At 63.8% G+C, this 26,797-nt stretch carries 24 protein-coding genes; 19 read left to right on the top strand and 5 right to left on the bottom strand.

Annotation, left to right across the window (positions count from 1 at the left end):
* Window positions 1-82: 82 nt before the first annotated feature.
* Entirely contained in the window at window positions 83-1,102 is a 1,020-nt protein-coding gene (locus tag OCH7691_RS16850; RefSeq protein ID WP_085884752.1) for a 2-hydroxyacid dehydrogenase, read from the bottom strand.
* A 130-nt stretch (window positions 1,103-1,232) separates the two neighbouring features.
* Between OCH7691_RS16850 and OCH7691_RS16845 the strand changes: the two genes are divergently transcribed.
* From OCH7691_RS16845 to OCH7691_RS16830, 4 genes are all read left to right on the top strand, one after another.
* On the top strand, window positions 1,233-2,303 hold the full coding sequence (locus tag OCH7691_RS16845; protein WP_085884751.1) for an ABC transporter substrate-binding protein: 1,071 nt from the start codon (window positions 1,233-1,235) through the stop codon (window positions 2,301-2,303).
* An 86-nt stretch (window positions 2,304-2,389) separates the two neighbouring features.
* Window positions 2,390-3,529 carry an ABC transporter ATP-binding protein gene (locus tag OCH7691_RS16840; RefSeq protein WP_085884750.1) on the top strand — a complete coding sequence of 380 codons (1,140 nt, stop codon included), beginning with the start codon at window positions 2,390-2,392 and terminating at the stop codon, window positions 3,527-3,529.
* Window positions 3,519-5,351, top strand: coding sequence for an ABC transporter permease subunit (locus OCH7691_RS16835; protein ID WP_085884749.1), 1,833 nt, complete (start codon window positions 3,519-3,521; stop codon window positions 5,349-5,351). Before OCH7691_RS16840 ends, OCH7691_RS16835 begins: the two co-directional genes overlap by 11 nt.
* Window positions 5,352-5,510: 159 nt before the next feature.
* Window positions 5,511-6,455: an aminotransferase class III-fold pyridoxal phosphate-dependent enzyme gene (locus OCH7691_RS16830; protein ID WP_085884748.1), complete on the top strand. Its 945-nt coding sequence runs from the start codon at window positions 5,511-5,513 to the stop codon at window positions 6,453-6,455.
* 780 nt (window positions 6,456-7,235) lie between these two features.
* Here OCH7691_RS16830 and OCH7691_RS16825 read toward each other — a convergent pair.
* Window positions 7,236-8,354 carry an alkene reductase gene (locus OCH7691_RS16825; protein WP_085884747.1) on the bottom strand — a complete coding sequence of 373 codons (1,119 nt, stop codon included), beginning with the start codon at window positions 8,352-8,354 and terminating at the stop codon, window positions 7,236-7,238.
* A 48-nt stretch (window positions 8,355-8,402) separates the two neighbouring features.
* Window positions 8,403-9,017 carry a TetR/AcrR family transcriptional regulator gene (locus OCH7691_RS16820; RefSeq protein ID WP_085884746.1) on the bottom strand — a complete coding sequence of 205 codons (615 nt, stop codon included), beginning with the start codon at window positions 9,015-9,017 and terminating at the stop codon, window positions 8,403-8,405.
* A 107-nt stretch (window positions 9,018-9,124) separates the two neighbouring features.
* Here OCH7691_RS16820 and OCH7691_RS16815 point away from each other — a divergent pair, with 107 nt between their 5' ends.
* A complete protein-coding gene (locus OCH7691_RS16815; protein WP_085884745.1) occupies window positions 9,125-9,886 on the top strand; it encodes an SDR family NAD(P)-dependent oxidoreductase in 762 nt (253 codons plus the stop codon).
* Between the two features lie 11 nt (window positions 9,887-9,897).
* Here the strand turns inward: OCH7691_RS16815 and OCH7691_RS16810 are convergent, their stop codons facing one another.
* Entirely contained in the window at window positions 9,898-10,653 is a 756-nt protein-coding gene (locus tag OCH7691_RS16810; protein WP_085885144.1) for an SDR family NAD(P)-dependent oxidoreductase, read from the bottom strand.
* A gap of 156 nt (window positions 10,654-10,809) precedes the next feature.
* Between OCH7691_RS16810 and OCH7691_RS16805 the strand changes: the two genes are divergently transcribed.
* From OCH7691_RS16805 to OCH7691_RS16745, 14 genes are all read left to right on the top strand, one after another.
* A complete protein-coding gene (locus tag OCH7691_RS16805) occupies window positions 10,810-12,468 on the top strand; it encodes an AMP-binding protein (protein ID WP_085884744.1) in 1,659 nt (552 codons plus the stop codon).
* Window positions 12,468-12,968, top strand: coding sequence for a TRAP transporter small permease (locus tag OCH7691_RS16800; RefSeq protein ID WP_085884743.1), 501 nt, complete (start codon window positions 12,468-12,470; stop codon window positions 12,966-12,968). The genes OCH7691_RS16805 and OCH7691_RS16800 overlap by 1 nt, the downstream gene beginning before the upstream one ends.
* A gap of 4 nt (window positions 12,969-12,972) precedes the next feature.
* Window positions 12,973-14,274, top strand: coding sequence for a TRAP transporter large permease (locus OCH7691_RS16795; protein WP_085884742.1), 1,302 nt, complete (start codon window positions 12,973-12,975; stop codon window positions 14,272-14,274).
* Window positions 14,275-14,360: 86 nt separating this feature from the next.
* Window positions 14,361-15,428: a TRAP transporter substrate-binding protein DctP gene (gene dctP / locus OCH7691_RS16790; protein WP_176245125.1), complete on the top strand. Its 1,068-nt coding sequence runs from the start codon at window positions 14,361-14,363 to the stop codon at window positions 15,426-15,428.
* Between the two features lie 137 nt (window positions 15,429-15,565).
* Window positions 15,566-16,636, top strand: a complete 1,071-nt coding sequence (locus OCH7691_RS22995; RefSeq protein ID WP_176245124.1) for a thiolase family protein — start codon at window positions 15,566-15,568, stop codon at window positions 16,634-16,636.
* 5 nt (window positions 16,637-16,641) lie between these two features.
* Complete coding sequence (locus OCH7691_RS22990; protein WP_139839755.1) at window positions 16,642-17,061, top strand: Zn-ribbon domain-containing OB-fold protein; 420 nt, start codon at window positions 16,642-16,644, stop codon at window positions 17,059-17,061.
* The gene (locus OCH7691_RS16780) at window positions 17,061-18,719 is read left to right on the top strand and encodes an AMP-binding protein (protein WP_085884739.1); all 1,659 of its coding nucleotides are present in this window, start codon (window positions 17,061-17,063) and stop codon (window positions 18,717-18,719) included. Before OCH7691_RS22990 ends, OCH7691_RS16780 begins: the two co-directional genes overlap by 1 nt.
* Window positions 18,706-19,773: an SDR family oxidoreductase gene (locus OCH7691_RS16775; RefSeq protein ID WP_085884738.1), complete on the top strand. Its 1,068-nt coding sequence runs from the start codon at window positions 18,706-18,708 to the stop codon at window positions 19,771-19,773. The genes OCH7691_RS16780 and OCH7691_RS16775 overlap by 14 nt, the downstream gene beginning before the upstream one ends.
* A gap of 742 nt (window positions 19,774-20,515) precedes the next feature.
* Window positions 20,516-21,742 (top strand): ABC transporter substrate-binding protein, encoded by a 1,227-nt coding sequence (locus OCH7691_RS16770; protein ID WP_085884737.1) that lies wholly within the window; start codon window positions 20,516-20,518, stop codon window positions 21,740-21,742.
* A 79-nt stretch (window positions 21,743-21,821) separates the two neighbouring features.
* On the top strand, window positions 21,822-22,721 hold the full coding sequence (locus OCH7691_RS16765; protein ID WP_085884736.1) for a branched-chain amino acid ABC transporter permease: 900 nt from the start codon (window positions 21,822-21,824) through the stop codon (window positions 22,719-22,721).
* Complete coding sequence (locus tag OCH7691_RS16760; RefSeq protein ID WP_085884735.1) at window positions 22,718-23,713, top strand: branched-chain amino acid ABC transporter permease; 996 nt, start codon at window positions 22,718-22,720, stop codon at window positions 23,711-23,713. The genes OCH7691_RS16765 and OCH7691_RS16760 overlap by 4 nt, the downstream gene beginning before the upstream one ends.
* Complete coding sequence (locus OCH7691_RS16755; protein WP_085884734.1) at window positions 23,706-24,449, top strand: ABC transporter ATP-binding protein; 744 nt, start codon at window positions 23,706-23,708, stop codon at window positions 24,447-24,449. Before OCH7691_RS16760 ends, OCH7691_RS16755 begins: the two co-directional genes overlap by 8 nt.
* Window positions 24,442-25,143 (top strand): ABC transporter ATP-binding protein, encoded by a 702-nt coding sequence (locus tag OCH7691_RS16750; protein ID WP_085884733.1) that lies wholly within the window; start codon window positions 24,442-24,444, stop codon window positions 25,141-25,143. Before OCH7691_RS16755 ends, OCH7691_RS16750 begins: the two co-directional genes overlap by 8 nt.
* A 214-nt stretch (window positions 25,144-25,357) precedes the next feature.
* The gene (locus tag OCH7691_RS16745) at window positions 25,358-26,152 is read left to right on the top strand and encodes a GntR family transcriptional regulator (RefSeq protein WP_176245122.1); all 795 of its coding nucleotides are present in this window, start codon (window positions 25,358-25,360) and stop codon (window positions 26,150-26,152) included.
* A 29-nt stretch (window positions 26,153-26,181) separates the two neighbouring features.
* Here the strand turns inward: OCH7691_RS16745 and leuD are convergent, their stop codons facing one another.
* The gene (gene leuD / locus OCH7691_RS16740) at window positions 26,182-26,796 is read right to left on the bottom strand and encodes a 3-isopropylmalate dehydratase small subunit (protein WP_085884731.1); all 615 of its coding nucleotides are present in this window, start codon (window positions 26,794-26,796) and stop codon (window positions 26,182-26,184) included.
* Window position 26,797 lies beyond the last annotated feature (1 nt).

Here is a 26,797-nt window from a genome sequence, read left to right as displayed (position 1 = left end):
CACGAAAGGTTGCGACGGTCCATCGAACGGTTGCGGCATGCGAAAATTGCTCGCCTGGCCTGTCGGGTTCGCTGCCAGCATGCTACCGGGTGCCGTCCCCATTGCGCAGCCTGCCACGCGAAATCCGGTTCTCGAGCGGCCTATCGGTCAGCAGATTGCGAAGATTGCGCGCTATCCCTTCCCAACGGCGTTCTAGAACCCCGTCCGTCCAGGCCGCTACATGCGGCGTCATGATGACATTGTCAAGCTCGTGGAAGGGGAACGGGGAAGGGCGCGGTTCGGGGTCGTCGACTGCCGGGTAACGGTGCCATACGTCGAGTACTGCCCCGGCGATGCGGCCAACCTGCAGCGCGTCGAACAGATCCTTTTCCTGAACGACCTCGGCGCGTGCCAGGTTCAGCAGGACGGCTGTCGGTTTCATCGTGCCGAGAAACGATCTGTCGACAATGCCTCGTGTCTCCTCTGTAAGCGGGCAGGCAAGTACAAGGAAATCGGCGTTTCGAGTAAACGGGCCCAGCGCTTCCGGGCCGTGCCAGAGATCGACCGCCGATGCACTTGACGGGCGCCTGCGGGTCAGGGTTTCTACCCGCATGCCGAAGGCCTTGGCCCGGGCGGCGATCGCCGCGCCAACGGTGCCGAAGCCGAGAATGGAGATGGTGCGGCCGAACAACTCGCGATGGGGTGGGGCGCCGACCGCAGATCCATGTTGCCACTTACCGGATCGAAATGATCTGGCGATGCCGGAGAAGCCGATCGACCATTCGAGGATCGCCGCCATGACGAACTCGGCCATGGCTGGCCCGTGACCGGTCAGATTGCAGAGCGCGGCGCCCGGCGGCAGCAATTCGGCCTTTATCAGGTCATAGCCCGCTGCGGGTACCTGGAGCAGCCGTAACGCCTCGGATACCGGTGTTGCTTCTGCAAGTTTCCTCGTGATCAGCACCTCGGAAGCCGCATAACGCGTCTCTGTTTCCCGCTTTGTCGCTCCGGCAGCAATGACGAAAACCCTGATCTGACCATCGAACGACGCTTCGAGTTGCTCGGCGCGGCGGAAATGGTCGGCCTCGTCGGCCCGCGCCATGTGGTGAATGGTAACGATCATTCGCGGTGTCCTTTTCTGCCGGTGGTATGGCGCATTGTTCCGTACCTGCTTGACACATTTCAAAACCAAGCTATCGTAATTTGCGCAATTAGATAATAATTATTGTAATACAATAATGGGAGAGCGACAAATGGGTGCGTCCAAGAATGACCTCTCGCGCCGCCAGTTCGTCAAGGCAGGTGGCGGAGCACTGGCAGCGCTGGCTTCTGCGTCAGCGTTTCCGCGCCGCGTGTCGGCCGCGGAAACGTTGACCGTAGCGGATGCCGGGGGCTCGATCACGACAGCCAATGACAAGGTGCTGTACGAGCCGTTCCGCCAGGAAACCGGAATTGACCTGCGGGCTGTCGCTCGCGAGCACGAGCCAATCAGCCAGGTGAAGGCGATGGTGGAATCCAATTCCTACGTCTGGGATGTCTGTGCGCTGACCAAGCAGCAGGCGCTCACGCTTGACCGCGAGGGATTGCTGGAGCCGCTCGATTGGTCCGATCCGCATATGCAGGAGCTCATCCCGGCAGCAAAGCATCCCACCTGGATGGCGCATTCCGTCTATGCCTCGATTCTGGGGTATCGCAAGGAGACGTTCGGCGAAAATGCGCCGCAATCATGGGCGGACTTCTGGAATGTCGACAAGTTTCCGGGGCGCCGCGCATTGCGCAAGCATCCTGTCGAGACTCTCGAGATCGCCCTGATGGCGGATGGCGTTCCGTTGGACAAGATCTATCCGATGGACCTGGACCGTGCCTTCGCCAGCCTGGATCGGATAAAGCCTCACATTCACGTCTGGTGGACTGGCGGCGCGCAGTCCGTGCAACTTCTCCAGAGCGGCGAAATCGAGTTGCAGCCGATGTGGAGTTCGCGGCTGCAGAGCATGATCGATTCCGGGGCGCCAGTTGCATCGAGCTGGAACCAGGGCGTTTACGCGGTCGACGGGTGGGGCGTCCTCAAGGGTACGCCGCGCGCGAAGAATGCGGTCAAGCTGGTCAGTTTCTTCGCCCGGACTGACAGGCAGACCGCGCGGGCCACTTTGCTTACTGCCGGGCCGACGAACCCGAACGCGATCGCCGGCGTGCCCGAGGACAGGCGGATATTTCTCCCGACCTATCCGAGCAATCTGGAACGTATGCTGGCCTCCGACGACGGTTGGTGGATCGACAATCGGGATGCGGCGATCGAGCGCTTCAATACCTGGATTCTCGGCTGAATACCTTACTAGTCGCCGTCCGTCCGCCGCAATACGGGGGAGGCGGGCGTCTTTCGTGGTTGGTATAGCGAATGGGATTGGCCTTCATGGGGCTCGACGAGCGAGCGGCTGACGTTGCCGCGGTACAAAAGGTCCGAAAACTCGACATTCGGGCTGTGGGCAAACGATATCGCTCGGTCATCGCGGTCGACGATGTTTCGCTGGAGGTGGCCGACGGAGAGTTCCTGACGTTGCTCGGACCTTCCGGGTCCGGCAAGACGACGCTGCTGTCCATCGTGGCAGGGCTCGTCTTGCCGGATTCCGGTGAAGTGCACATCGACGGAAGGCTGGCGACCTATATGCCGGCCCACAAGCGCGATATCGGGATGGTGTTCCAGAACTACGCGTTGTTTCCGCATCTGTCGGTCTTCGAGAACATCGCGTTCCCCCTCAGGATGCGCAAGCATCGGGAAGCGCATATTCGCGATGAAGTGGCGCGGGTCCTGGGCATCGTCGAACTTCCGCACGTCGCCGACCGCTTGCCGCGGCAACTGTCGGGCGGCCAGCAACAACGGATCGCGCTGGCCAGGTGCATGGTCTATCAACCATCGATCACCATCATGGACGAGCCGCTCGGTGCACTGGACAAGGGTTTGCGCGACACCATGCAGCTCGAGATCAAGCGGCTGCATCAGCAGTACGGCATAACCGTTCTCTACGTGACGCATGACCAGGAGGAAGCACTTGCCCTGTCCGATCGTATTTGCCTGATGCGGGACGGTCGTGCGGAGCAGATCGCACCGCCCTCGGAACTCTACTTCGCGCCGAGATCGGTTTTTGCAGCCAGCTTTATCGGCGATTCCAATCTTCTGGATGGCCGTGTGGTCTCTGCGGCAGAGGGAAAGCTGGTCGTCGACGGTTCCTACGGTCGCATCGTTGCCGAGGTAGAGGAGACCGGCGCGTTCGATATCGGTGACGAGGTTGTCGCGCTGGTACGACCGGAAAGCATCAGACTGTGCGGGAGCGCGGAGAATCGGGAAAACATGGTGTCCGGCGTTGTTGACAGCGTTCTCTTCGCAGGGGGTGTCATGAATTTGTTCGTGAGGACGAACGACGGTACCGGCTTTCAGGCGAAACTGCTGACCTCGCGGACAACCGGGGCAGTGGAACGCGGCGCCCGGGTATCGCTTTCCTGGGATATCCGTGATGTCAGGCTTCTCGCGCCAGAGGCTTCCGATGACAAGTGAGAGCCTTCCGGATATCGCCCCGCTGCACAGGCGCCTGTCCGGCGCCTGGAGGGCGCTTTTCGCGCCCGACTGGAAGCGGTCTTGGCCGATCCTCGTCCCGCTGCTGTTTCTGGGAATCTTTTTTGTTTACCCGGTCGCGGATCTGTTGCTCCTCAGTTTCAGAGCACCCGACGGTGCGCTATCGCTGGATCAATATGCCAAGGTCGCGACGACCCCCGTCTACAGTCAGGTGTTCTTCATTACTTTCAAGATCGCGATCATGGTCACGGTCCTGTGCGTCGCTTTCGGTTATCCGGTGGCTTATTTCCTTGCCAATACCACGCCGAAAATTCGCGGACGCCTGATACTTCTCGTGCTGGTACCGTTCTGGACCAGCTTTCTGGTTCGCACCTTCAGCTGGATGATCATCCTGTCCTACAACGGACCCGCGCACTCCGCCGTCCGCTTCCTGTTGGGTGACGAGGCCAAGGTCAAGCTCATCTACAACATGACAGGTGTCATGATCGGCACCACGCAGGCGCTGATGCCTCTGGCGATACTCGTGATGACCGGGGCCATGCAGAACATCGATCGCAACCTGGTCGACGCCGCGGCGACGATGGGTGCCCGCCGGGGGCAGGCGTTCTGGCGGATCTACTTCCCGCTTTCCATGCCTGGTGTCGCTGCGGCAGCACTGTTGACCTTCGTGACATCCCTCGGCTTTTTCATCACGCCCGCGTTGCTCGGCAGTCCAGGGGAAACGATGATCGCCCAGATCATTCTCACCCAAATCCAGGAACTTCTGAACTGGCGGCTGGCCGGAGCGCTCTCGCTGATCCTGCTGATCATCGCGCTGGTCGTCTTTGCGGTGCAGGACCGGCTCATCGGCTCAACGGGCAGCACGCAATCGGCGACCGCTACAGAAGATATCACGGCACTGTCGCGCTTTCTCGGCCGGATCGGCCAGGCGACCCTGGCCGTCCCGGGGTGGCTGACAGACAAGGTTGCTGACCTGATTGAACAGATCCGGCCACCCAGGGCCGATCGGCCGGTACGGCCGGTGATGCAGTGGGTTCTCCGCGGTTTCGTCACACTGGTTGTCCTGTTTCTTGCCAGCCCCGCCCTGGTCGTTATTCCGGTCTCCTTCACGGCCGGGAACTTCATCGCCCTGCCGCCCGAAGGCTTCTCACTGCGCTGGTACGAAACCTATCTTGGGTCGACCTTGTGGACGCAGGCGACGGTTCTGTCACTGGTCATCGCAATGCTGGCGGGCATCCTGACCACGGTACTCGGAACGGCGGCCGCTTTCGTGCTGGTGCGCCGACAACTGTTCGCGAAACGCCTGGTCCTGGCGCTCTTCCTGTCGCCCCTGATCGTGCCGCGGATGGTCACGGCCGTCGCATTGTTCTACCTGTTTGCGAAGATCGGACTGATCGGTACGATCACCGGCCTGGTCATCGGGCATACCATTCTCGCGCTTCCCTATGTGGTCGTGACGGTGATGTCCGTGCTCAAGAGCTACGATGTGAGACTGGACCAGGCGGCGGCAACGCTGGGTGCGTCGCCGCTTCGCGTCCTGTCGCAGGTCACGTTGCCATTGCTGAAGGTGGGGATCATCTCCGCTTTCCTGTTCGCATTCGTTACGTCGTTCGACGAGCTGACGATCGCATTGTTCACCAGCGCCGGAACGGTCACGACCCTGCCCAAGGCGATGTGGAGCGATCTCATCCTGCAAGCGAATCCGACGCTCGCGGCGGTTTCAACCGTGATCCTGATCATCGCGACAGTCGCGGTGCTGTGCTCGGAAGCCGTGCAGCGTCGTGCCCGCCGATACTCGAAATGAGACATCCCGCATCGCCCGATTGCTCCGGGTCACCAGCGTGGCAGGGATCGGGATGCCACAGCCGGGAGATTTAGGCTTCGCGCCAACCTGTTCGACAACAGTCGGGCCTGTCTGTCACTGCAGTGACGACTCTCTCGCGCACGCCCTCCCGATGCGGCGATTCCGACGCGATCGAAACCGCCATCTCGGTGGCCAAGGCGGCTACTGGCAGATTACGACGCTTATCACGGACGCAGTGCCGGCGCCGTCAGTATCGGTGGCCGAGACAATGACCGTGCCGCGCAGGCCAATGTTGCCCGGTGCGCTGCATGTGCCGCCCTATCATCGGCCGGCGACGAAGCGCTCAGCTTCGTGCATGAAGCCTATGCCCGGCACTCGCTCGAGGCGATGCGAACCATGTTCGCCTATGAGCGCGATATCGCGGCGGTGATCGGCGAAACCATCCGGAACGGCGCCTACGCGCCGCCCGACTGGTACTGGCCGGAGGTGCGCAAGTTCTGTGATGCCTATGGAGCTTTGCTGGTCCGGGACGAATTGCCGACCGGCTTCGGCAAAATGGGCTGGCTGTTCATCCATGAGCGGTTCGATGTCCGTCCCGATATCACCGTGATCGGCAAGGCGCTCGGTGCCTCGGTCATGCCGGTTGCCGGCATTGTCGTTGCCGCCGGACTGGCATTGCCGGCGGGATCCAACCTCGGTTACTTCACGCACGAGAAGAATCCCTTGTCGGCGCTGGTCGGGCGGACGACCCTTGAAATCATTCAGGACGAGAATCTGGTCCTCCAGGCCCGTCGGCTGGGAAACACGGGGGCGGTCAGGCTTCAGGAACTTTGCGAGCAGTATCCATTCGTCCGTGAGGTGCGCTGCGAGGGGTTGATGTTCGGAATAGAGTTCGGCGGCGATGACATGGATCCGGTGCAGGTGGCGACGATTGCCGAGCAGGTGTTTCGTGCGAGTGTGGAGGAAGGTGTGATCCCGATTTTTCCGTCGCGCTCTTCGCTAACGCTGTCAGCTCCTCTCGTCATTCAAGAAAGCGAGCTGGAAGAGGCCCTTGGCGGCTTTCAGGCGGCGGTTCGGCGAGTGCATCAATGCTGGGGCGGGTGAGGACACAACCGGCTTGTTGTTCTCGCAGGCGTATGCCCAGCAGCAGTTGACCTGATCCGAAACGAACGGTTTCTGGTTGTGAGACTTTACTTTTCAGTGGCTACAGAACCGGGTGCTGCATAAGGCGTCAGGACAGAAGGTCGAGCAATTTATTCTCTGGTCCTGCTCCCTGTATTGCTTACCAAGTTCCCTGTTTATTGCGGCCGATCTCCCTGATCACACAATCAGGTTTCCCTGTTCCATCTCGCAGGGAAATGCCTCCATGTCATTGAAAATACGCATGTATTTCGGTCGATTTGGCGGAGCTTCCTCCGAAAGAGCGGTGGATTCCCTGTATTTCCCTGTAAACACACTGACGACGGGTGAGACGGGTTCGCTCGTGACTGCAAGCACCACCACTAATTCCCCAGAAGTGTCAGTCCTCTGACCGCGAGCCGGGAACCCGCCGAAGTCCGCGGGATTTCGGCGGGGCGTTTCCCGTTGTCGGGACAGAGACAGTGATTTCCCCTAGGTCTCGGGGCAAGAACGGCAGAAGTCTCTGGCGGGCCCTGGCGTGGCCCCGATAACGGCATTTCCCGATGGTGGTTTGATGCTCAGGCGGCCGGCGGGAATTCGAGCGATGAGCCATCGGGGAGAAGGAAGGCACGAGTCCAACCGTCCGGGGGGCCGTGTCTTGCCCTGTGAATTACAGGAACTGATTCCGAATCGGAACGCGTTCATCACGTCCGGGCATCGCTTCGTGCGGGACCGCGACCCGATCTGTTGGCCGCGGTCGCATCGTCATGAAGCGGTGTCGGCTGAATCCCCGGATTCCGCCCAAGTCGGATAGTCGACATATCCTCGCGGGCCTTCGCTGTAGAATGTCTTTCGATCGTAAGGATTGAGGCGCAAGCCGCGATTGAACCGCTCGGGCAGGTCAGGGTTGGCGAGAAAGCTGCGTCCGAAGGCCACGAGGTCGGCGTGCCCGGCGGCGATCAGCTCCTCGGCACTGTTGCGCCCGAAGCCGCCGGCCGCGATATAGGGGCCGTCGAAGAGCGGTCGCAGGCGCGGCGCCGCGTTGGCGGCCTCGTCCTCTCGGATGTAGCCGCCCGGCAGGGTACGCGGCTCGGTGACGTGCAGATAGGCGAGGCCGCGCCCCGAGAGCCGGCGCGCGAGATACTCGTGCAGGGCCCAGGGATCGGAATCCGAGATTTCGCCATGCTTGTTGTGCGGCGAGAGCCGAAGGCCGACCCGGCCTGCGCCCCATGTCTCGATCAGCGCGGCGAGCACCTCGAACAGGAAGCGGGACCGGTTCTCCAGCGATCCTCCGTAGCGGTCGGTGCGCCGGTTCGCGCCGTCCTGGAGAAACTGGTCGACGAGGTAGCCGTTCGCGCCATGCAACTCGACACCGTCGAAGCCCGCCTCGAGCGCGTTGCAGGCTGCGCGGCGGTAGTCCGACACGATGCGCGCGATCTCATCGATTGTAAGGGCGCGCGGTTCGGAGAAGTCCTTCAGCCCGCCGCGGGTGCGGCATTTTCCGATCGCGGGCACCACCGAAGGGGCGACAGGCGCCCCGCCATCCGGTTGCAGGTCGCGATGTGACTGGCGTCCGACATGCCAGAGCTGGGCGAAGATCCGTCCGCCGGCGTCATGGACCGCTTCGGTTACCTTCCGCCAACCCTCGACCTGGGCCCCGGTGAACAGGCCGGGCGTATCGGTAAAGCCGCGACCCTCGGGCGAGATGATTGTCCCTTCCGAGACGATCAGCCCGGCCGAAGCCCGCTGGCGATAATAGAGCGCGTTCATCTCCGTCGGCACCTCGCCCTCCGCGGCGCGGGACCGCGTCAGCGGGGCCATGACCATCCGGTTGCGAAGCCTGTACGGGCCGATATCGACCGGCGAAAGAAGGCGAAGCGACATGAATTTTCCTCGGTTCTGCTCGTCGGCGGGCGCTCTTGATCCGCCCGGCTATGCCTGCCTGTTGACCGGTGCGAGAAGCACCGAGAGATTCCGTTCGACATAGTCGTCGACAGTCAGCGATTTCGGCAACCGCCAGGCGTTGAGCGCCCAGGAATGCACCAGGACGATGATCTGGTAGGTCAGGATCTCCGCGTCGACCTCCCGGAAAACCTTCGCCGCGATGCAGGCGTCGACGCAGCGGCGGATCATGCCGGCCGTTTCCTGCTCCTTCCGGAAAACGACAGCAAGGCGGTCCTTGCGAAGCGCCCATGACGTCCGGTAGCCGATCGCGGCCGAGTCGCGGTTGCGGTCGATGACCCGCGCATAGGCGAGGATGGCGGCGTGAAAGCGCTTCTCGGGGCTTGTCTCGCCGTCGATCGCCTTCGGGATCTCGCGGATATAGGAATCGAGGATCTCCATGATCGCGGACGAGAGGAGATCCTCCTTGTCCTCGAAATACTGGTAGATCATGCCGACGCTGACCTCGGCGGCGTCGGCGATGTCCCGTATCGTCGTCACGTGATAGCCCTTCGCGCCGAACAGCTTGATCGCCGCCTTGAGAAGTTGCCGACGCCGGAAGTCGGCCAGTTCTGCCTGCTGCATGCGACGGGAGGGACGGGCCATGGCAAGCCGCCATTTCTTTGTTTCAATTGAATGAGCGTTCAGTATTTTATCAGGAACGTTCGGGTCAGGCGAACGGAAATTCGAAGGCAACAGGCGGAGGCGTGGACATGCGGCTGGCGGGTAGAGTGGCCCTGGTGACAGGGGCGGGGGGGCCGATGGGCGAGGCCGTGGCGACGCGGTTTGCCGAGGAAGGCGCGAGCCTCGTTCTCACCGATATTTCCGGCCGCCGCCTGGAGGCCGCGGCGGAGCGAATTCGGGCAGCATTGCAATCCGGCGCTGACATTGTCTCCCGCCGGGCCGACGTTCGCGACGCGGTCGAGGCGCGGGCGCTGGTCGACGCGGGGCACGAGCGCTTCCCGACGATCGATGTGCTGATCAATGTCGTCGGCGGCATCCGATCGCAGACGCTCTACATGCCGATCCTCGAGATGCCGGAGGAGCGGCTGGATGAAACGCTCGCTCTCAATCTCAAGGGCGCCTTTCACCTGGTACGCTTGGTCGCGCCCGACATGTTGCGGAGCGGGTACGGACGCATCGTCAACTTCAGCTCGATCAACATGGCGGGCGAGGCGGGCCAGGCCGATTATGGCGCCGCCAAGGCCGCCGTCGCCTCGCTCACGCGCAGCCTGGCGATGGAGCTGGCTCCGCAAGTCAACGTCAACTGTGTCGCGCCGGCGACGATCCGCACCAGCGTGATGGCCAACATGCCGCCCGAGGAGACGGAGAAGTATCGCAGCCGCACGGTTCTGAAGCGGCTCGGGGAGCCACGTGAGGTGGCCAATACCGTGCTGTTCCTGGCCAGCGAGGAGGCGTCCTACGTGACCGGCGAGATGATCGCGGTTTCAGGGGGAATCTGGCCGGCGCTTTAGCCGGGCCGCGATCAGAGGTCCTCCGAGAAGCGAAAGAAACCGAAGGACTGCGCCGTCGACATCACTTCCAGGCTGTTGATGTTCACCCGTCGCGGCAGCGACGTGACGAAGTGGATGATCTCGGCGATGTCCTCGGCCTCGAGCAGATCCTTGTGGTCATAGAAGCGTTTCGCCGATTCCGCGTCGCCGGTCCGCACATAGGCGAACTCGGTGTGAACCGTGCCCGGTTCGATGCACATCGCGCGAATCTGGTGGCCGAGAAGATCGGCGCGGAGGTTGAGCGTGAACTGGCGAACGAAGGCTTTCGAGGCGCCGTAGACATGCCCCTTCGGATAGGGGTAGGTGCCGGCGACCGACCCGATGTTGATGATGTCGCCGCGGTCGCGCTCGATCATTCCCGGCAGCAGGCTGTGGGTGACGTTGACGAGGCCCATCGTGTTGACCTCGATCGTTCGCTGCATGTGCTCGAGACTGGCAGAGGAGACCGGGGCGTCGCCGAGCGAAACGCCGGCATTGTTGATCAGGATCCCGACCTCCCGATGGGTTGCCGGCAGACTGCCGAACGCTTCGGCCACCGCCTCCGCGTCGGTGACATCCAGCGCCACTGGCAGGCAATCCGGACCCAGTTCCCCGGCCAGTCTTTCCAGGCGGTCCTTGCGCCTGCCCACGGCGACGACGCGGGCCCCTTCCCGGGCGAACCGCCGCGCGGCAGCCGCCCCGATGCCCGCCGTCGCGCCCGTCACGACCACGATTGTCCCGCTCTTCATCGACGCCTCCATCCGCTTGACAGGTTGCCAGAAAATGAACGATCATTCATTCAATTACTAAGGCATAGAACAAGCCGGGTCCAGACTGGCGATGCCAGGCAGGGAAGAAACGAGATCCACCATGCAGCGATCGGGCTCGCACAGGGTGGCCGGGTCATGAGCGGATCGTCCTCGCGACTGCTGCACGTCCCGTCCGCCGCGCAAATGGAGCGCTACGTCGAATCCGGCCTGTGGCCGGACGCGACGATCTTCGACCTGCTCGTGCGGGCGGCGGATCGCCACCCCGAGAGGACACTCATCGTCGATCGGGACATGCGGCTGAGTTACCGCGACGTTCTGGATCTGACCGAAGCCGCGGCGGCTGGCCTGCACGCGTTCGGGATCGGACCCGGCGACGTCGTGTCTGTGCAATTGCCGAACTGGTGGCAGTTCCCGATCCTTGAATATGCCGCTGCAAGGCTCGGTGCGGTTTGCAACCCGCTGCCGCCGATTTACCGGGAACGCGAACTGCGTTTCATGCTCGGGCTGGTCGAGCCGAAAATCGTCGTCGTGCCCGCGAGTTTCCGGGGATTCGATCACATCGCCATGATCGAGAGGCTGATACCCGACCTGCCCTCGGTCGCGGCGGTCTTCGCCGTCGGCGATGGTGCCCGCGCGCCCGCCCGTCCCTTCGATGAACTGACAGACAGCAGCCATCGGTCGGCGCCGCGCTACCGGGTCGATCCGCGGGAACTGTCGGAGATCGCCTTCACCTCCGGGACCACGGGTGAGCCGAAGGGGGCGATGCACACCCACAACACCAATCTCTGCCCGCTAGTCGGCCTGCTCCAGCGCCAGAAGCTCGGGGAGGGCGACGTCATCCTCATGCCGTCGACCTTCGGGCACCAGACCGGCTTCGCCTACGGCGGGCAATTGCCGATCCTCATGGGCGGACGGCTGGTCCTGATGGATAGCTGGAACGGCGAAAGGGGGCTGGAACTCATCGAGCGGGAAGGCGTGACCTGGATGATCGGGGCGACACCCTTCCTGCAGGATCTTTGCGAGGCGGCGGAGAGGCGCGGCGTGCGCTCGGCCGCGACCCTGGGAACTTTCCTGTGTTCCGGGGCCGCCGTTCCCCGCGTCCTGCTGACAAAGGCCCATGAGGGGCTTGGCTGCGCGGTCGTCACCGGCTGGGGCATGACCGAACTCGGCCTGGTCACCCTGAGCAATACCGATGATACCCCCGAGCGGATTCTCGGCAGCGACGGCTGCGCCATCGGCCAGTGCCGGGTGCGGGTCCTGCGGGAAGACGGAACGCCGGCAGATCCGGGCGAAGAGGGCGACCTCGTCGCGGCCGGGCCATCCGTTTTCGCCGGCTATTTCAAGCGTCCGGGCCTGACCGTCGAGGCGGTCACGGCGGATGGCTGGGTGTGGACCGGCGATCGCGCGCGGATGACCGCGGACGGCTATATCCGGATCACCGGGCGCAGCAAGGACATCATCATTCGCGGCGGCGAGAACATCCCCGTGGTCGAGGTCGAGGAACTGCTGCAACGGCATCCCGATATCCAGCGCGCCGTTGTCGTCGGCATTCCGGATCCCCGGCTCCAGGAGCGTGCCTGTGCTGTCGTCATCTGTCGCGAGGGGCGGGCGCTCGGTTTCGAGGCCATGCGTCGCTATCTCGAGGATCAGGGCCTCGCGCGCCAGTACCTGCCGGAATACCTGGAGATCGTGGAGACCTTTCCCATGACGCCAAGCGGAAAGGTGCAGAAGTTCCGCCTGCGCGAGGAAATCGCCGCGCGGACCGGCCAAGCCGCAAGGCAGGGAGCCGGCTGATGCGGAAGTGGTTCGAGGGCACGATCGTGCGCGGCTCCGGCACACTGGGCGCCTTGGCCCTGATCCTGCTCGGCCTCGTGGTCACCTTCGAGGTCGTGCTCCGCGCCTTCGGGTTCGCGATTGTCGGCGGCGTCGAGATCTCCGCGATCCTGCTCGCCGTCCTCGTCTTTGCCGGGCTGTCGTTCACCCAGGCGACGGACGGCCATGTGACGATGGAGGCGGTCGTCAACCTGACGCCGCCAGCCTATCGCCGGGCCTCGCAGGTCCTTTCGCTGCTGATCTGCACGGGCACCTCCGGGCTGATGACCTGGGGGACGGCAACGCAGGCGATCCGCAGCTACACGACCAAGGAATTCCAGTTCGGCACGACCCACTTCCCGTTGTGGCCGACCAAGGCCGTGGTCGCGATCGGCCTCGGGCTCCTGACGATCATGTTCCTGTTGCAGGCGCTGTCCGCCGTCCGGGCGTGGCGCAGCCGCACCGACGTGGAGGGCGGTTGAGGCCATGGAATCAACCATCGTCGTCATGGTCGTCTTCGCCGGGGCGCTTTTCCTCGGGCTGCCGATCGCCTTCGGGCTGATCGTCGCCTCGATCGTCGGGCTGATGATGCTCCGGGGCTTCCCGGTTTCGTTGAGCGCGCTGTCGACCATGCCCTACGCCAACGTCTCGGATATCGGGCTCGCGGTCATTCCGCTCTTCATCCTGATGGGCTTTCTCGCCAGCAAGGCGGGGGTAAGCGCCAAGGCTTATGACGTGGCTTACCGGCTGGTCGGGCGGCTGCCCGGCGGGCTGGCGATCTCCACGGTGTTCGCCTGCGCGGCCTTCGCGGCGACTTCCGGCTCCAGTGTCGCGACCTCGGCGGCGGTCGGCCGCATCGCGCTTTCGGAGATGCGCCGCTTCCGTTACGCGGATGCGATCAGTGTCGGAACGGTGGCGTCGGCCGGGCTGCTCGGGATCATGATCCCGCCCAGCATCATGCTCGTGGTTTACGGCATCATCACCCAGGAGGACATCGGCTCGCTGCTGCTCGCCGGAATTCTTCCCGGGATCCTGACGGCGTTCATCTTCTGCCTCGGGCTGTTTGTCATCGCGCTCTGGAAGCCGCATCTGATGCCGGTTTCCCACGAGCGGTTCAGCTGGCGCGAGAAGCTCTCCAGCATCCGCCACGCCTGGGGAATCGTGCTGCTCTTCACGATCATCATCGGCGGCATCTACACGGGTATCTTCACGGTCACCGAGGCGGCCGGGGTCGGGGCCGTCACGGCGCTCATCCTGGCGTTCTGCAAGCGCGACGTGCCGTTCGCCGAGATCCTGGGCGGCGGCCGCCAGGCGGTCTCCGCGACGGCCATGATCTTTCTCATCCTGATCGGGGCCGGCCTGTTCAGCCAGTATATCGCGCTTTCCGGGCTGGCCACGGATTTCGCCCGGATGCTCACCGCGACCGACCTGAACCGCTACGTCATCCTGCTGCTCATCCTGCTGGCCTACATCCCGCTCGGGATGTTCCTCGAGCCGATCTCGATGTGCCTGATCACCCTGCCGATCGTCTATCCGGCAGTGACGGCGCTCGGCTTCGACCCGATCTGGTTCGGGATCATCGTCGTCAAGATGAGCGAGCTTGCGAACATCACCCCGCCCATCGGGGTCAATGTCTTCGTCATTCGCGGGATCGCGCCGGACGTGCCGCTGGGCAAGGTCTTCCAGGGGGCCTCGATCTTCCTGGTCTTCGAGATCATCACGCTGGCGATCCTGATCGCCTTTCCCGCAATCGCCACGTTCCTGCCGGAACTGGCGCGCCAGTCATGACCGGGCTCCTCGCGGCCCGGGTCACGCCTGCGGTCCCCGGAAGAACGGGGCTGCAGGGCCACCATAACAGAGGAGGAACGTCCAAAATGGTGAAACGAACCACAGTAACGGCTGCGGCCGCGGCATTGCTGCTGTCCGCTGCGATGTCGGCCCCGGCGGTCGCCGACGTCAAACTGGTCTTCTCGACCCATGTCGGCCAGAACTCGGCATCCCAGCAGCAATACGAGGACTATTTTCGGGAGCTGAAGGAACGGACCAACGGCTATGTCGGGCTCAAGGACCGCTTCTACTCCCAGGCCCTGATCAAGGCGACCGAGCAGCTGAAGGGCGTCGGTAGCGGCCTCGCCGATGTCGGCTATTTCTGCACCGGCTATGCGCCGGCGCTGCTGCCGCTGACCTCGATGGCCGAACTGCCCTATGTCACCGAGAAGGGCGACGCGCTCTCGTCGGCAATCGCCGAGCTCTATGACAGCTATCCGCCGCTGCGCGAGGAATTCCATCGCCAGAATGTCGAATTGCTGGCGATGGACGCCTCGTCCGCGACGATCATCGGCGTCAACAAGGTGGTGAATTCCTCCGCCGAGCTGGAAGGCATGAAGGTCCGGGCCTACGGCGATCTGGGCGCCATCGCGAAGGCCAACGGCCTCGTGCCGGTGCCGATGTCGACCGCCGACATCTACACCAGCCTGCAGACCGGCGCGATCGACGGCTATTTCGGCATCCCGCTCTGGATGCCGGCGCCTGAGAACTGGCTGGAATTCACCAAGACCCTGATCGCTCCGGGCGTGGGCACCTACTACACCTGCGGGCTGGCGATGAATCTCGATGTCTACAAGGCGCTGCCCGACAATGCGAAGAACGCGATCGCCGAGTTGCGGCGCGAATTCCCGGCCAAGTCGATCGAGGTCGTGAAGAAAGGCGATGCCGCTTCCGTGGCCAAGGCCGAGGAAATGGGCGTCAAGTTCTATCGCTTCACGCCGGCGGAAGTGGAGCAGTGGAAGGAGAAGGTCGACTATCCGGCACTCGTCCAGGAATGGATCAAGACCCGTTCCGAGCGGACCGACGCGGATGTCGCGGCGTTCGTGAAGCTGTTCCAGTCGACGCTCGCGAAGATCGAGCCGGCATCGACCTACAAGCAGGAGTTCCCCGAGTAAGCGATCGGGATCGATCGACTATCGGGTCAGACAAACGACAGTAGAAAGGCGCGGTCATGCGGAAGAACATCGCGATTGTAGGCGTTGGAGAAACGGCGCCGACACGGAGTGCCGGCAAGGATGTGAGGGCACTTGCGGTGGATGCTGCATTGGCCGCGCTCGAGGATGCGGGGCTCGATCCCTCGGATGTCGACGGGATCATGTCGGACGGCGGCATCATGCCGTCGTCCGTCCCGCATGAATGGCTGGCGGCGCAACTGGGCGTCAACAGCTACTTCGACGCGTCGATTTCCTACGGTGGGACCGGGGTCTGCGCGGCGCCGATGATCGCGGAAATGGCGATCCGGGAGGGGCTCGCGAATGTCGTGCTCTTCTATTTCGGCGTCGACTGGGGCACCCGGCCAGGTGGTCCTTACGGTTTCCACGACATTTACCCGGCCAAGATGGCCTTCGAGAAACCGTACGGTTTCAACGGCCAGCCAAGCTATTTCGCGCTCTGGGCCAGGCGCTACATGCATGAATACGGGCTCGACGAGCGCGATCTGGCGACCATCGCCGTCACCCAGCGCGACAATGCGATGCGCCATGGCGGCGGACAGGCGAAACGGCCGCTCAGCTATGACGATTATTTTGCCAGCCGGATGATTTCCGATCCGCTGCGGATTTCCGATTGCTGCCTGATCTCGGACGGCGTGGGCGCTTACGTCATGACGAGCGCGGATCGGGCGCGCGATTGCCGGAAGCGGCCGGTCGAGGTCCTGGGTGTCGGCTACGCCGCCGAACCCATTACCGGCGACGATGTCTTCACGCAGAAGCCGGCGATGCTGCATCTTCCCTCGGTCGCCGAGGCGTCGCGCCGTGCCCAGCAGCGAGCGGGTGTGACCCTCGATGATGTCGACTTCGCCGAGATCTATGACTGCTTCACGATCTCATGCCTCATGCAGATCGAGGATATCGGCTTCTGCGGCAAGGGCGAGGCGGCAGCCTTCATCCGCGAGAAGGGAATCGGGATCGACGACGGGCTGCCGGTCAACACCCATGGCGGCATGTTGTCCTACAGCTACCGGCTCGGCATCGAACATGTCGTGGAAGCGGTCCGGCAATTGCGAGGCGAGTGCGGCGATGCACAGGTCAAGGACGCCAGCATCGGCCTGGTGAGCGGGCTCTCGGTTCCCGAATACGGCGTGCTGATGCTGGGACGAGGGTGACGATCATGAAGGAACAACAGAGTTTCGCGCCCGAGTTCGAGCATTTCTACGATTACGCCCGGCAGGGCGAACTGCGCTTCCCGAAATGCGAATCCTGCGGCCGCTTTCACTGGTATCCGATGAAGCGCTGTCCGCATTGCCGCAGCGAGAAGATCGGCTGGGGCCAGGTGCGGCGCAACGGCACCCTGTTCAGCTGGACGGTGGTCCGCCATGCCTTCGATCCCGCCTTCGCGGATCGCCTTCCCTACATGGTCGGGCTGGTTGAATTCGATGATGCGCCGGGCGTCAGGTTCGTGACCAACCTGACGGGCGCGGACGCGGAGGCGGTTCATATCGGGATGGAACTGGAACCGGTGTTCGCGGCCAGCAACGATCCGCATCCGCTGGTGACCTTCCGTCCGGCCAGGGCGGTGGATCGGGCCTGATGAACGCCGAGATCTGGGCGCGGACAGACCTATCCACAGCCTGTGACGCCTTCATGGCCGCCACGGCGGCCAACCCCGAAGGTGCCTGCATCGCCGTCCCGGCCCGGGCCGATCGCGACTATCTGCCGGGCGGCGCGGAATGGTCTTACCGCGAGGTGGCGGCCTCGGTGAAGCGGCTCCAGGCGCTTTATGCGGCCGCCGGTTTCACGACGGGTCACCGGATCGCCCTTCTGCTCGACAACCGGCCCGACATCCTGGTGCATATGCTGGCGCTCAACGGGCTCGGCGTCTGCGTCCTGCCGCTCAACCCGGATTACCGGCAGGACGACCTGCGTTTCGTTCTCGGCCATGCCGAGGTCGATCTCGTGGTCGCGCTCCCCTCGCGCCTGCGTACGTTGACTGGGGCCGTGGCGACCCTGGACGTGCAACCGGCCATCGCCGTCTGCGAGGGCGATGATCCGGAGATTCCGGCCGCTCGTCGGCCCGGCACCGGCGAGGCGCCCGGGCGCGAGACCACGGCGGCCATCCTCTACACCTCGGGAACGACCGGGATGCCGAAAGGCTGCGTCATTCCGAACGAGTATTTCTACTTTGCCGCCGAACGCTATCTGACGGCGGGCGGCCTGATGACTGTCCGGTTCGGGCAGGAACGCCTGTTCAACCCGTTGCCGATGTTCTACGCCAACAGCTTCGCCATCTCGAACATGGCGATGATCATGTCGGCGAACTGCATGATCTTCCCGGATCGCTTCCGTCCGAAAAGCTGGTGGCGGGATCTCCGCGAAACCGGCGCGACCATCCTGCACTATCTCGGCCTGATCCCGCCGGTGACGCTGGCCGCCCCGTTCGATCCGGATGAACGCCGGCATCACGTCCGCTTCGGCGTCGGCGCCGGGATCGACCCCGATCAGCAACGGACGTTCGAGTCCCGTTTCGGCATGCCGCTCGTCGAGGTCTGGGGAATGTCCGAGGTCGCGATCTCGACCGCCGCCAATGTCGAACCGCGATCCGAGGGGCGGCGCAGCATTGGCCGGCCGCTGCGCGGAATGGAGATCGCGCTCATCGATGACCGGGGCGACGAAGTGGATCCGTCAATGCCCGGGGAATTGTGTGTCAGGCGCGCCGGTCCCGACCCCAGGCGCGGCCTGTTCCGGGAATACTTCCGCGACCCGGAAGCAACCGCCGAGGCCTGGCGCGACGGCTGGTTCCATACCGGCGACATCGTCCGGCGCGAAGTCGACGGCAGTTACACCTTCGTCGACCGGAAGAAACACATGATCCGCCGCAGCGGCCAGAACATTGCCGCCGCGGAGGTGGAATCCTGCCTGGCGCAGCATGAGCATGTCCGGCAGGTGGCCTGTATCCCGGTGCCTGACGACCTGCGGCAGGAAGAGGTGATGGCCTGTGTCGTCACCGTGCCGGAGCGTTCCGGTGACGCGGCGCTGGCGATGGAGATCGTCGACCTGGCGCTGGCCCGGCTCGCCTATTTCAAGGCGCCGGGATGGGTGCTGTTCCTGGATTCGCTGCCCACGACGTCGACGCAGAAGCTCCAGAAATCGGCGATCGTCGGGCCGGGCGAGGACCCGACTATGCGGCCGGGCTGTTTCGACATGCGACAGCGCAAGCAGGGGGCCGCGAAAGCCGATGGCGGACAATAGCAGTACGAACCGAACGGCGCTGGTGGTCGGCGCGACGGGTGTCGTCGGCTGGACCCTGCTTCATCGCCTGACGGCGAGCGCCGGTTGGCGCACGATCGGACTGTCCCGCAACGAGCCGGCAAATGTGCCGGCCGACGGTTTCGTCGCGGTCGATCTCCTCGACCGGGCGAAACTGGATGCGCAGCGACAGCAGTTCGCGTCCGTGAGCCATGTCTTCCTCACCACCCGGCTACCCGGCGGGACGCCTGCCGAGGAGGCAGACGCGAACCTCGCCGCATTGACGAATCTTCTCGATGTCCTCGAGCCAGTGGCGGCGGACTTGCGGCATGTCTGCCTGGTTCACGGCACGAAATGGTACGGCAGCCACCTCGGACCCTATCGATTGCCGGCGCGGGAAACCGACCCGCGACACATGTCGCCGAATTTCTATCATTCCCAGTATGACGTCATCGCCAGCCGTCAGCGTGGCAAGACCTGGACCTTCTCGACCCTGCGGCCGCACACGGTCTGGGGTCACAACGGCGGAACCGGCAACAGCCTCGTCACGGCAATTGGGGTTTATGCGGCGATATCGAGAGCACTCGACCTGCCGCTGCGCTTTCCCGGCCCGCCGGCGAGTTACGCCAAGATCTCGCAAGGGGTCACGGCGACCCTGCTCGCCGAGGCGATGGAATGGGTTGCCACGACGCCGACTTGTACCGGAGAAAGCTTCAACATCACCAACGGCGACGTCTTTCGCTGGCAGGATCTGTGGCCCCGGATCGCCGATTTTTTCGGGATGGAAGTTGGGCCGGTGCAGCAGATTCCGCTCGCCGAGATGATGGCCGACAAGGCGGCGGTCTGGGACGGTGTGGTGCGGAAGCATGGCTTGCGGCCGGCGGCCATGGCGCAACTCGTCTCGTGGTCCTATCTCGACGGACTGCTCGCCGCCACCTGGGACGACATCTCCTCGACGATCAAGGCCCGTCGGTTCGGTTTTTCCGCTGCGGTGGACAGCGAACAGGCCTTTTTGCAGGTCCTGGGCGAGTTGCGGCGGATGCGTATTCTGCCCTGACAGGCTGTGGCTCGCGCGGTTCGTCCGTCGCCCGCGATACCGCCCTGTGATCGCGCCTGGTGACCGGACAGGATCCCCGTCGGCCTCGGGTGCCCCTTCACCGTAACCGTCAATGACGGTCCCGGCGCCCATCGGCATGTCATTTTTCCTCTTCCAGAAATGACTCGCGAGGCTCCAATTGACATGTAAATATATCATTATATCAATTGGGCGTGACGCGGTCGCCGTCGCCAAAATGGGGAACCATGAGTCCAGCGCTCGCGCAGGCTATGCGTGGTGAGACGGGTCGGGAGATCCGGATCGACGCTGGCCTGCCGCCCCCCCTCCCTCATCAGATCCGCGCGGTTCTGCGCAATGCGATCGCCGTCGGCGGGAAACGGAATGCCCCGTTTCCGCCGGGCGAAAGGCGATTACCGGTGACCTATGCGGCATGTCCCGCGGCGGGAGCTCGGTGAGCCGGCCGCCAACAGGCTGGCCCTGCGTGAGCGCGGCCGCGGCGCTCGCTGGCGCCATGACATCCCGACCCCGCCAGTCCATACGTCCGTTGAAGGGTTGCGCGGGATGGCTGCGACCGGGCCGGCCGGTCGGGCGCGCACATCACCGGCCGCCATCGGCCGGGCAATTGCTGGCGCCTGACGACACAAAGTCTGGTTGGAGGTCGCGAGCATAGAATCCGATCGACGAGGACTCACTGCAGACAAGCAGAATAAAATGGTTCTATCGTGCAAGATGGGAGGCGGAGATGACTGAGAAGCGAAAGACGTACCAGATTACGCGACGGGGGTTCGTGGCCGGCTCGGCAGCGGCGGCGGGTATCGTCGGTTTCCCCGGCGTTCTGCGGGCACAGGCCGCGCCGGTAAAGATCGGCCTGGTACATCCGGTGACAGGATTCTTGCAGTTCAACGGTACGCAGTGCCGGTTCGGTGCCGTGGAGGCGATCAAGGAGATCAACGCCTCCGGCGGCATCAAGTCGCTCGGTGGGGCACAGCTCGAAGCGGTGCTCGGCGACGCACAGTCGAAACCGGAAATCGGCGCGTCCGAGGTCGAGAAGTTCAATGAAGCCGGCGTGTCGTGCATCGTCGGCGCCTATGCCAGCGGCATCAGCATGTCGACGACGCAGGTCGCGGCGAAATACGGCATCCCGCACGTCGTCGACGTCGGCGTCACCGACAAGATCGTGGAACGCGGGCTCGACAACGTGTTCCGCTTCGGGCCGGGCTACGGCGTCATCACCAAGGTCGGCGTCGAGCGCTTCATCGCCATGAACGATGCTGCGGGCAAGCCGGTCAAATCGATCATGATCGTGCATGAGGATTCGACGCCGTTCGGCGGCGGCACGGCTGCCTTGCTCGAGGAGGGCCTGACCGCGGCCGGCTTCTCGGTAACGAAGGTGGGGCATCCGACACCGCATCGCGACTTCAGCAACATCGTGCTGCAGATCAAGTCGGCCAATCCGGATGTCGTGATCCCGTCCAGCTATCCGAACGAGTACGAGCTTCTGGTGCGCACCATGCAGCAGCAGCGCGTACAACCGAAGGGCATCTACTCGGTGCTCGGCGGCAGCGGCTCGTCCTACAAGTTCCTCGCGGAGTACCCGGAGGCCTGCCAGTACATCATGGACTGCAATCACTGGTATAATCCGAAGAGCGCGGGGGCCATGGCGCTTCGCAAGATCAGCGAGGCCGCCGGCGTGCACTTCACCTACGAGGTCTTCCTTGCCTACAGCGCGGTCAAGCTGGTGGCCGACGCGATGGAGCAGGCCGCATCCGCCGACCGCAAGAAGATCATCGATGCGCTGGCCGCCAGCAACTGGAGCGATCACATCATGCCCTATGGCCCGACAAAGTTCGTCAATGGCCAGAATCAGGGCGCGCAGCCCCTGAACCTGCAGTATCAGGGCCAGGAGATCGAGGTCATCGCGCCAGCCGATTACGCGACGTCCAAGGCGGTCTTCCCGCGCCCGGCGTGAGACGCGCAACGACGCATGGCGGCGGAGGCGGCGCGGTGCCGCTTCCGCCGCGCCCCGGCCGCCAGCACATGAACTGACCATGGATGCCTGCGCCAATCTGACCGGGCACGGCTGCGGGATCATTCTCGCGTCGATCATCAACGGCACCATGACGGGGGCCGTCTATGCGCTCGTTGCGCTCGGTCTCACGCTCATCTACGGCGTCCTGCATATCATCAATTTCGCCCATGGCACGCTGCTCATGCTGGCCATGTACGGCGTCTTCTTCCTGAACCAGATTGTCGGCGTCGACCCCTACATGGCAATGCCGGTCATCCTGGTGGCGGCTTTCCTGTTCGGTTACGGGCTGCAGCGCTATGTCATCGGCAAGACCAGTCACGGCCGCGACGAGATCACCCTGCTGGTCACGCTCGGCGTCTCGATCGTCATCGAGAATCTGGCGCTGTTCTTCTTTACCGCGAATGAACGCAATATCCGCGTTCCCTACGAACTGGCCGGTATCGACCTGGGCGTGACGTACCTTCTCGTCACGCAGATGGCCGCGTTCGGCGCGGCGCTGTTGATCACCGCGACGCTGTGGATGTTCATGTCGGCCAGCGACACCGGCCGGGCGATCCGCGCGGTCGCGAAAGAGCGCCAGGGCGCGCGCCTCGTGGGCATCAATGTCGAGCACATCTTCGCGCTGAGCTTCGGCATCGGCACGGCCTGCGTCGGCGCCGCGGCGGCCCTGTTGGCGCCGCGTTTCGCGATCTCGCCGCGGATCGGCTACACCTTCGTGCTGATCGCCTTTACCGTCGTTGTCCTGGGCGGCATGGGCAGTTTCGTCGGCGCGCTGGTCGGCGGTTTCATCATCGGAATCGCCGAGTCGGTCGGCGGATTGTTCCTCGGCGAGAGCCTGGGGCAGATCACCATCTCGTTGATCTTCATCCTGATCCTGCTACTGCGGCCGAGCGGCCTGTTCGGGGAAAAGCTGCGATGAGGGCCGGCCAACGCACCGCCGTCGCGCTCGGCGCGCTCGCCGCGATGCTGGCGATGCCGCTGGTCGTGACCTCCGGCTTCTGGATGGACTTCCTGATCCTGACCCTGTTCGTCGGGGTCCTCGGTCAGGGATGGAACATCCTCGGCGGCTATGGCGGGCAATTGTCGTTTGGCCACGCGGTGTTCTTCGGCACCGGCGCCTACGTGCAGGCGATCCTGCAGACCCAGTACGGCTGGAACCCGTGGCTGGCGATCACGCCAGCCGTTCTCGCGGGCGTCCTGGTCGGCGCCTTCATCGGCTATCTGAGCTTTCGCTACGGCCTGCGCGGCTCCTATTTCGCGCTGATCACGCTTGCCTTCGCCGAGGCCTTCCGGGTGCTGGCGACCTCGATAGAGATCACCGAAGGCGGCCAGGGCATCTACCTCAGGCTCAATCGCGATCCCGATCAGGCGATCACGATGCTGCAGTTCGCGAGCGGCGTCGGCTACTACTACATGATTCTCGCGCTAACCGTCGTCGCGCTGCTCGTTGCCTGGTGGATCGAACATTCGCGCTTCGGAGCCCAACTGATGGCGGTGCGCGAGAACGAGGACGCGGCCGAGGCGCTGGGTATCGATGCCTTCGCCGTCAAGATGCGGGCGATCTGCATCTCCGCCGCGCTGACCGCCAGCGCCGGCGTGTTCTATGTCCAGAAGTTCCTGCTCATGGACCCCTTCATTGCCTTCGGGCCCGGCAAGTCGGTCGAGGCGCTGGTCGCGCCGATCATCGGCGGCATGGGCACGATATTCGGCCCGTTGCTCGGCTCGATCGTGCTGCACGGCGTCGGCGAATTGACCAAGGCCCTGACGGCGGCAGCCGGGATCGACCATCCCGGGCTCGACCTCGTGATCTACGGCATCCTGCTGGTCTTGATGCTGGCGTTTCTGCCGAGCGGCCTGATGGGCCTGCTGCGCCGGCGCGCCAGGCCCGCGCGGAGCGCCGAACATGCTTGAGGTGCGCGGCATCACCAAGCGCTTTGGCGGTCTTACCGCCGTGAACGGGGCCGGCTTGACGGTGCCCGAGGGGCGCATCGTCTCGCTGATCGGCCCGAACGGCGCCGGCAAGACGACGCTGTTTGCCACGATCGCCGGCTTTCTCAAGCCCGATGGCGGCAGCGTCATGTTCAAGGGCAGCGATATCACCGCGCTGGCGCCGCATGCGATCTGCCGGCGCGGTCTGGTCCGCACCTTCCAGGTCGTTCAGCCGTTCGCCAACCTGACCGTCCGCGAGAACATCGCGGTGGGCGCCCACGCCCGGCTTGCCAGCCGCCGCCAGGCGCTTGATCGTGCAGCCGAGGTTGCCGAGCGTGTCGGCATGATGCGTCAGATCGACCAGCCGGCAGCGGACCTGACGGTCGCCGGGCGCAAGCGGCTCGAGCTGGCCCGGGCGCTCGCGACCGGACCGAGCCTGCTTCTGCTCGACGAGGTCATGGCCGGCCTCAACGCCACCGAAGTTGAGGACATCGTTCGCGTCGTGCGGGGCATCCGGGAATCGGGCGTCACCATCTTGCTGATTGAGCACGTCATGCAGGCGGTGATGAGCCTGTCCGATCACACCTATGTCCTCAACAACGGTGCAATCATTGCCGACGGCCCGCCGCGGGCGATGGCCGAGGATCCGCGCGTTATCGAAGCCTACCTCGGGCACGGCGCCAGCGAGCGGCTCGCTGCGGGAGGAAAGCGTGCTTGAGGTGCGCGATCTGCGAGCCGGATATGGTGCCGTCGAGGTGTTGCACGGGGTTGACCTCGACGTCGGTGACGACGAGATCGTCGCGATCCTCGGCTCCAACGGTGCCGGCAAGTCGACACTCAACAACACTATCTCGGGCCTGTTTCCGCCTTTCGGCGGCGCCATCCGTTTCGACGGCGAGGACATCTGCGGCGCGCCGAGCGAACGCATTGTCGAACGGGGCGTGATCCAGGTGCCTGAAGGGCGGCGGGTCTTTCCCAACATGACCGTGCGGGACAACCTGTTGCTCGGCGGCTACCGCCGCGGGCGCGCCAACCGGAAGCGTAACCTCGATGGCGTGGTCGCGGTCTTCCCCCGCCTCGGCGAGCGCTTCACCCAGCACGCCGGCACCCTGTCCGGCGGCGAGCAGCAGATGCTGGCCATTGGCCGCGCGATGATGGCAGAGCCGCGGCTGTTGATCCTCGACGAGCCGTCACTTGGCCTATCCCCGTTGCTGGTCGAGGAGATGTTCGGGCTGATCCGCCGGTTGCACGAGGAAGGCCTTTCGATCCTGCTCGTCGAGCAGAACGTTATGGAGTCGCTGGCGCTGGCCAATCGCGCCTACGTCATCGAGAATGGGCTTATTACGCTGAGCGGACCAGCCGACGAACTGCTCGACAATCCTGACCTCAAGCGGTCCTACCTGGGGCTTTGAACCTGCTGCCGCTACTCGCGGCCGAAGGGGTCGGCCAGGCATGGAGAACGAGGCCCGGTCACGCGGACGATCCATCGAGCCCGGTGGCCAGTGACGATTGACAGGAAAGCGCGCGGCTTTCGGTGCTTAAACTGCTCCGCCGACCGTTGTAACTTGTGCGTGACATATGACGAGGTGTGCCCGGAGTGCGCCTGATCTGGAGAGGGAATTTTCAGTGCCGAGACGAACGAAGCTGGATCAGGATGAAATCACGCCTCTTCACCACCAGGTTTATCTGATTCTCCGGCAGCACATCGAGGATGGCGAGTATCCGGTAAATCAACCCATGCCGTCCGAGCCCGACTTCACGGAGATGTTCGGGGTCTCGCGCATTACCGTTCGCCGGGCACTCGACCGCCTGCAAAGCGAAGGACTGATTACCCGCTCCCGCGGGCGCGGTACGTTTCCGCTCAACAAACCCAAGTCCACCAAGGCGCTGCATTCCGGTCTCAATGGCATTTTCGACAATCTCGTCGCGATGGGCCTGCGCACGAAAGCGCGATTGATCGAGTTCTCCTACATCCTGCCGCCTGACGACATCCGGCAGCTGCTGGAACTACCCGAGGGCGAGAAGGTTCAGAGAGCGCTGCGGGTTCGCTCTTACAAGAACGTTCCTTTCTCGCACCTCACGACCTTCGTGCCGAAGGAGATCGGCAGCAATTTCAGTTCCGCCGAGTTGGAGGAGAAACCCCTCCTGATGCTGCTGGAAGAGCAGGGGCGGAAGATCGACCGGGCATCACAGGCGATTTCCGCGCGGCTTGCCGATCATCGAACGGCGCAACTTCTCGATGTCAATCTGGGCTCGGCGCTGCTTTGCGTGAAACGGCTTGTGCGGGACGTTTCAGGGGCCCCCGTCGAATATCTGGAGGCGCTCTACAGACCCGACATGTATGAGTATTCCCAGGAGCTCACCCGCGGCGATCGAACGAAGAACGTCATCTGGCAGCCGGTCGTGGAAGAGCGGAGCTAGAAGACCGTCAGGGGTCGATCCGCGGGCTCTCAGGCATGATCGTCGCGCAGCATCACGTAAGGCGTCTTTTCCTCGCGGCGCGCGCGAAACGCGGCAATCGCGTCGCGATGCCGGGACGTCAGATCGATGTCATCCCAGCCGTTCATGAGTTTCAGGCGCCACACCGGATCGAGTTCGAAGGAAATCCGCGAGTCGGGCGTCCGGATGTCACAGTTTTCCAGATCGATCGACAGCGTCGCCGTATCGGCGCCGATCCGCGAAATCAGTGCGTCGATGATCTGTTCCGGTACGCGCGCCGGCAGGAGGCCGTTGTTGACGGCATTCGAGGCGAAGATGTCTCCGAAACTTGGCGCCAGCACGGCGCGGATGCCGAAGTCGACCAGGGCGTAGACCGCGGCCTCGCGCGACGAGCCCGTGCCGAAGTTCCGCCGCGTGACCAGGATTTCGGCCTTCGGATGCCGGTTGAGCGGCATGTCGGCCCGTGGCGTACCGTCGGCATCGAAGCGCTGGTCATGCAGCAGATAGTCCCCGTAGCCATCCTTGCGAGGGACCGACATGAAACGCGCGGGGATCAGTTGATCGGTGTCGATATTGTCCTGCGCCAGCGCCACGGCCAGCCCGTCAAGTCTGCTCCAGCCCGCCATC

Origin of the sequence: Oceanibacterium hippocampi (genome assembly GCF_900172325.1) — a bacterium.
In the GTDB taxonomy this organism is placed as follows: domain Bacteria; phylum Pseudomonadota; class Alphaproteobacteria; order Sneathiellales; family Sneathiellaceae; genus Oceanibacterium; species Oceanibacterium hippocampi.
The sequence above is the reverse complement of the archived record's forward strand: the minus strand, read 5'-3'. Positions and strand labels throughout refer to the sequence as shown.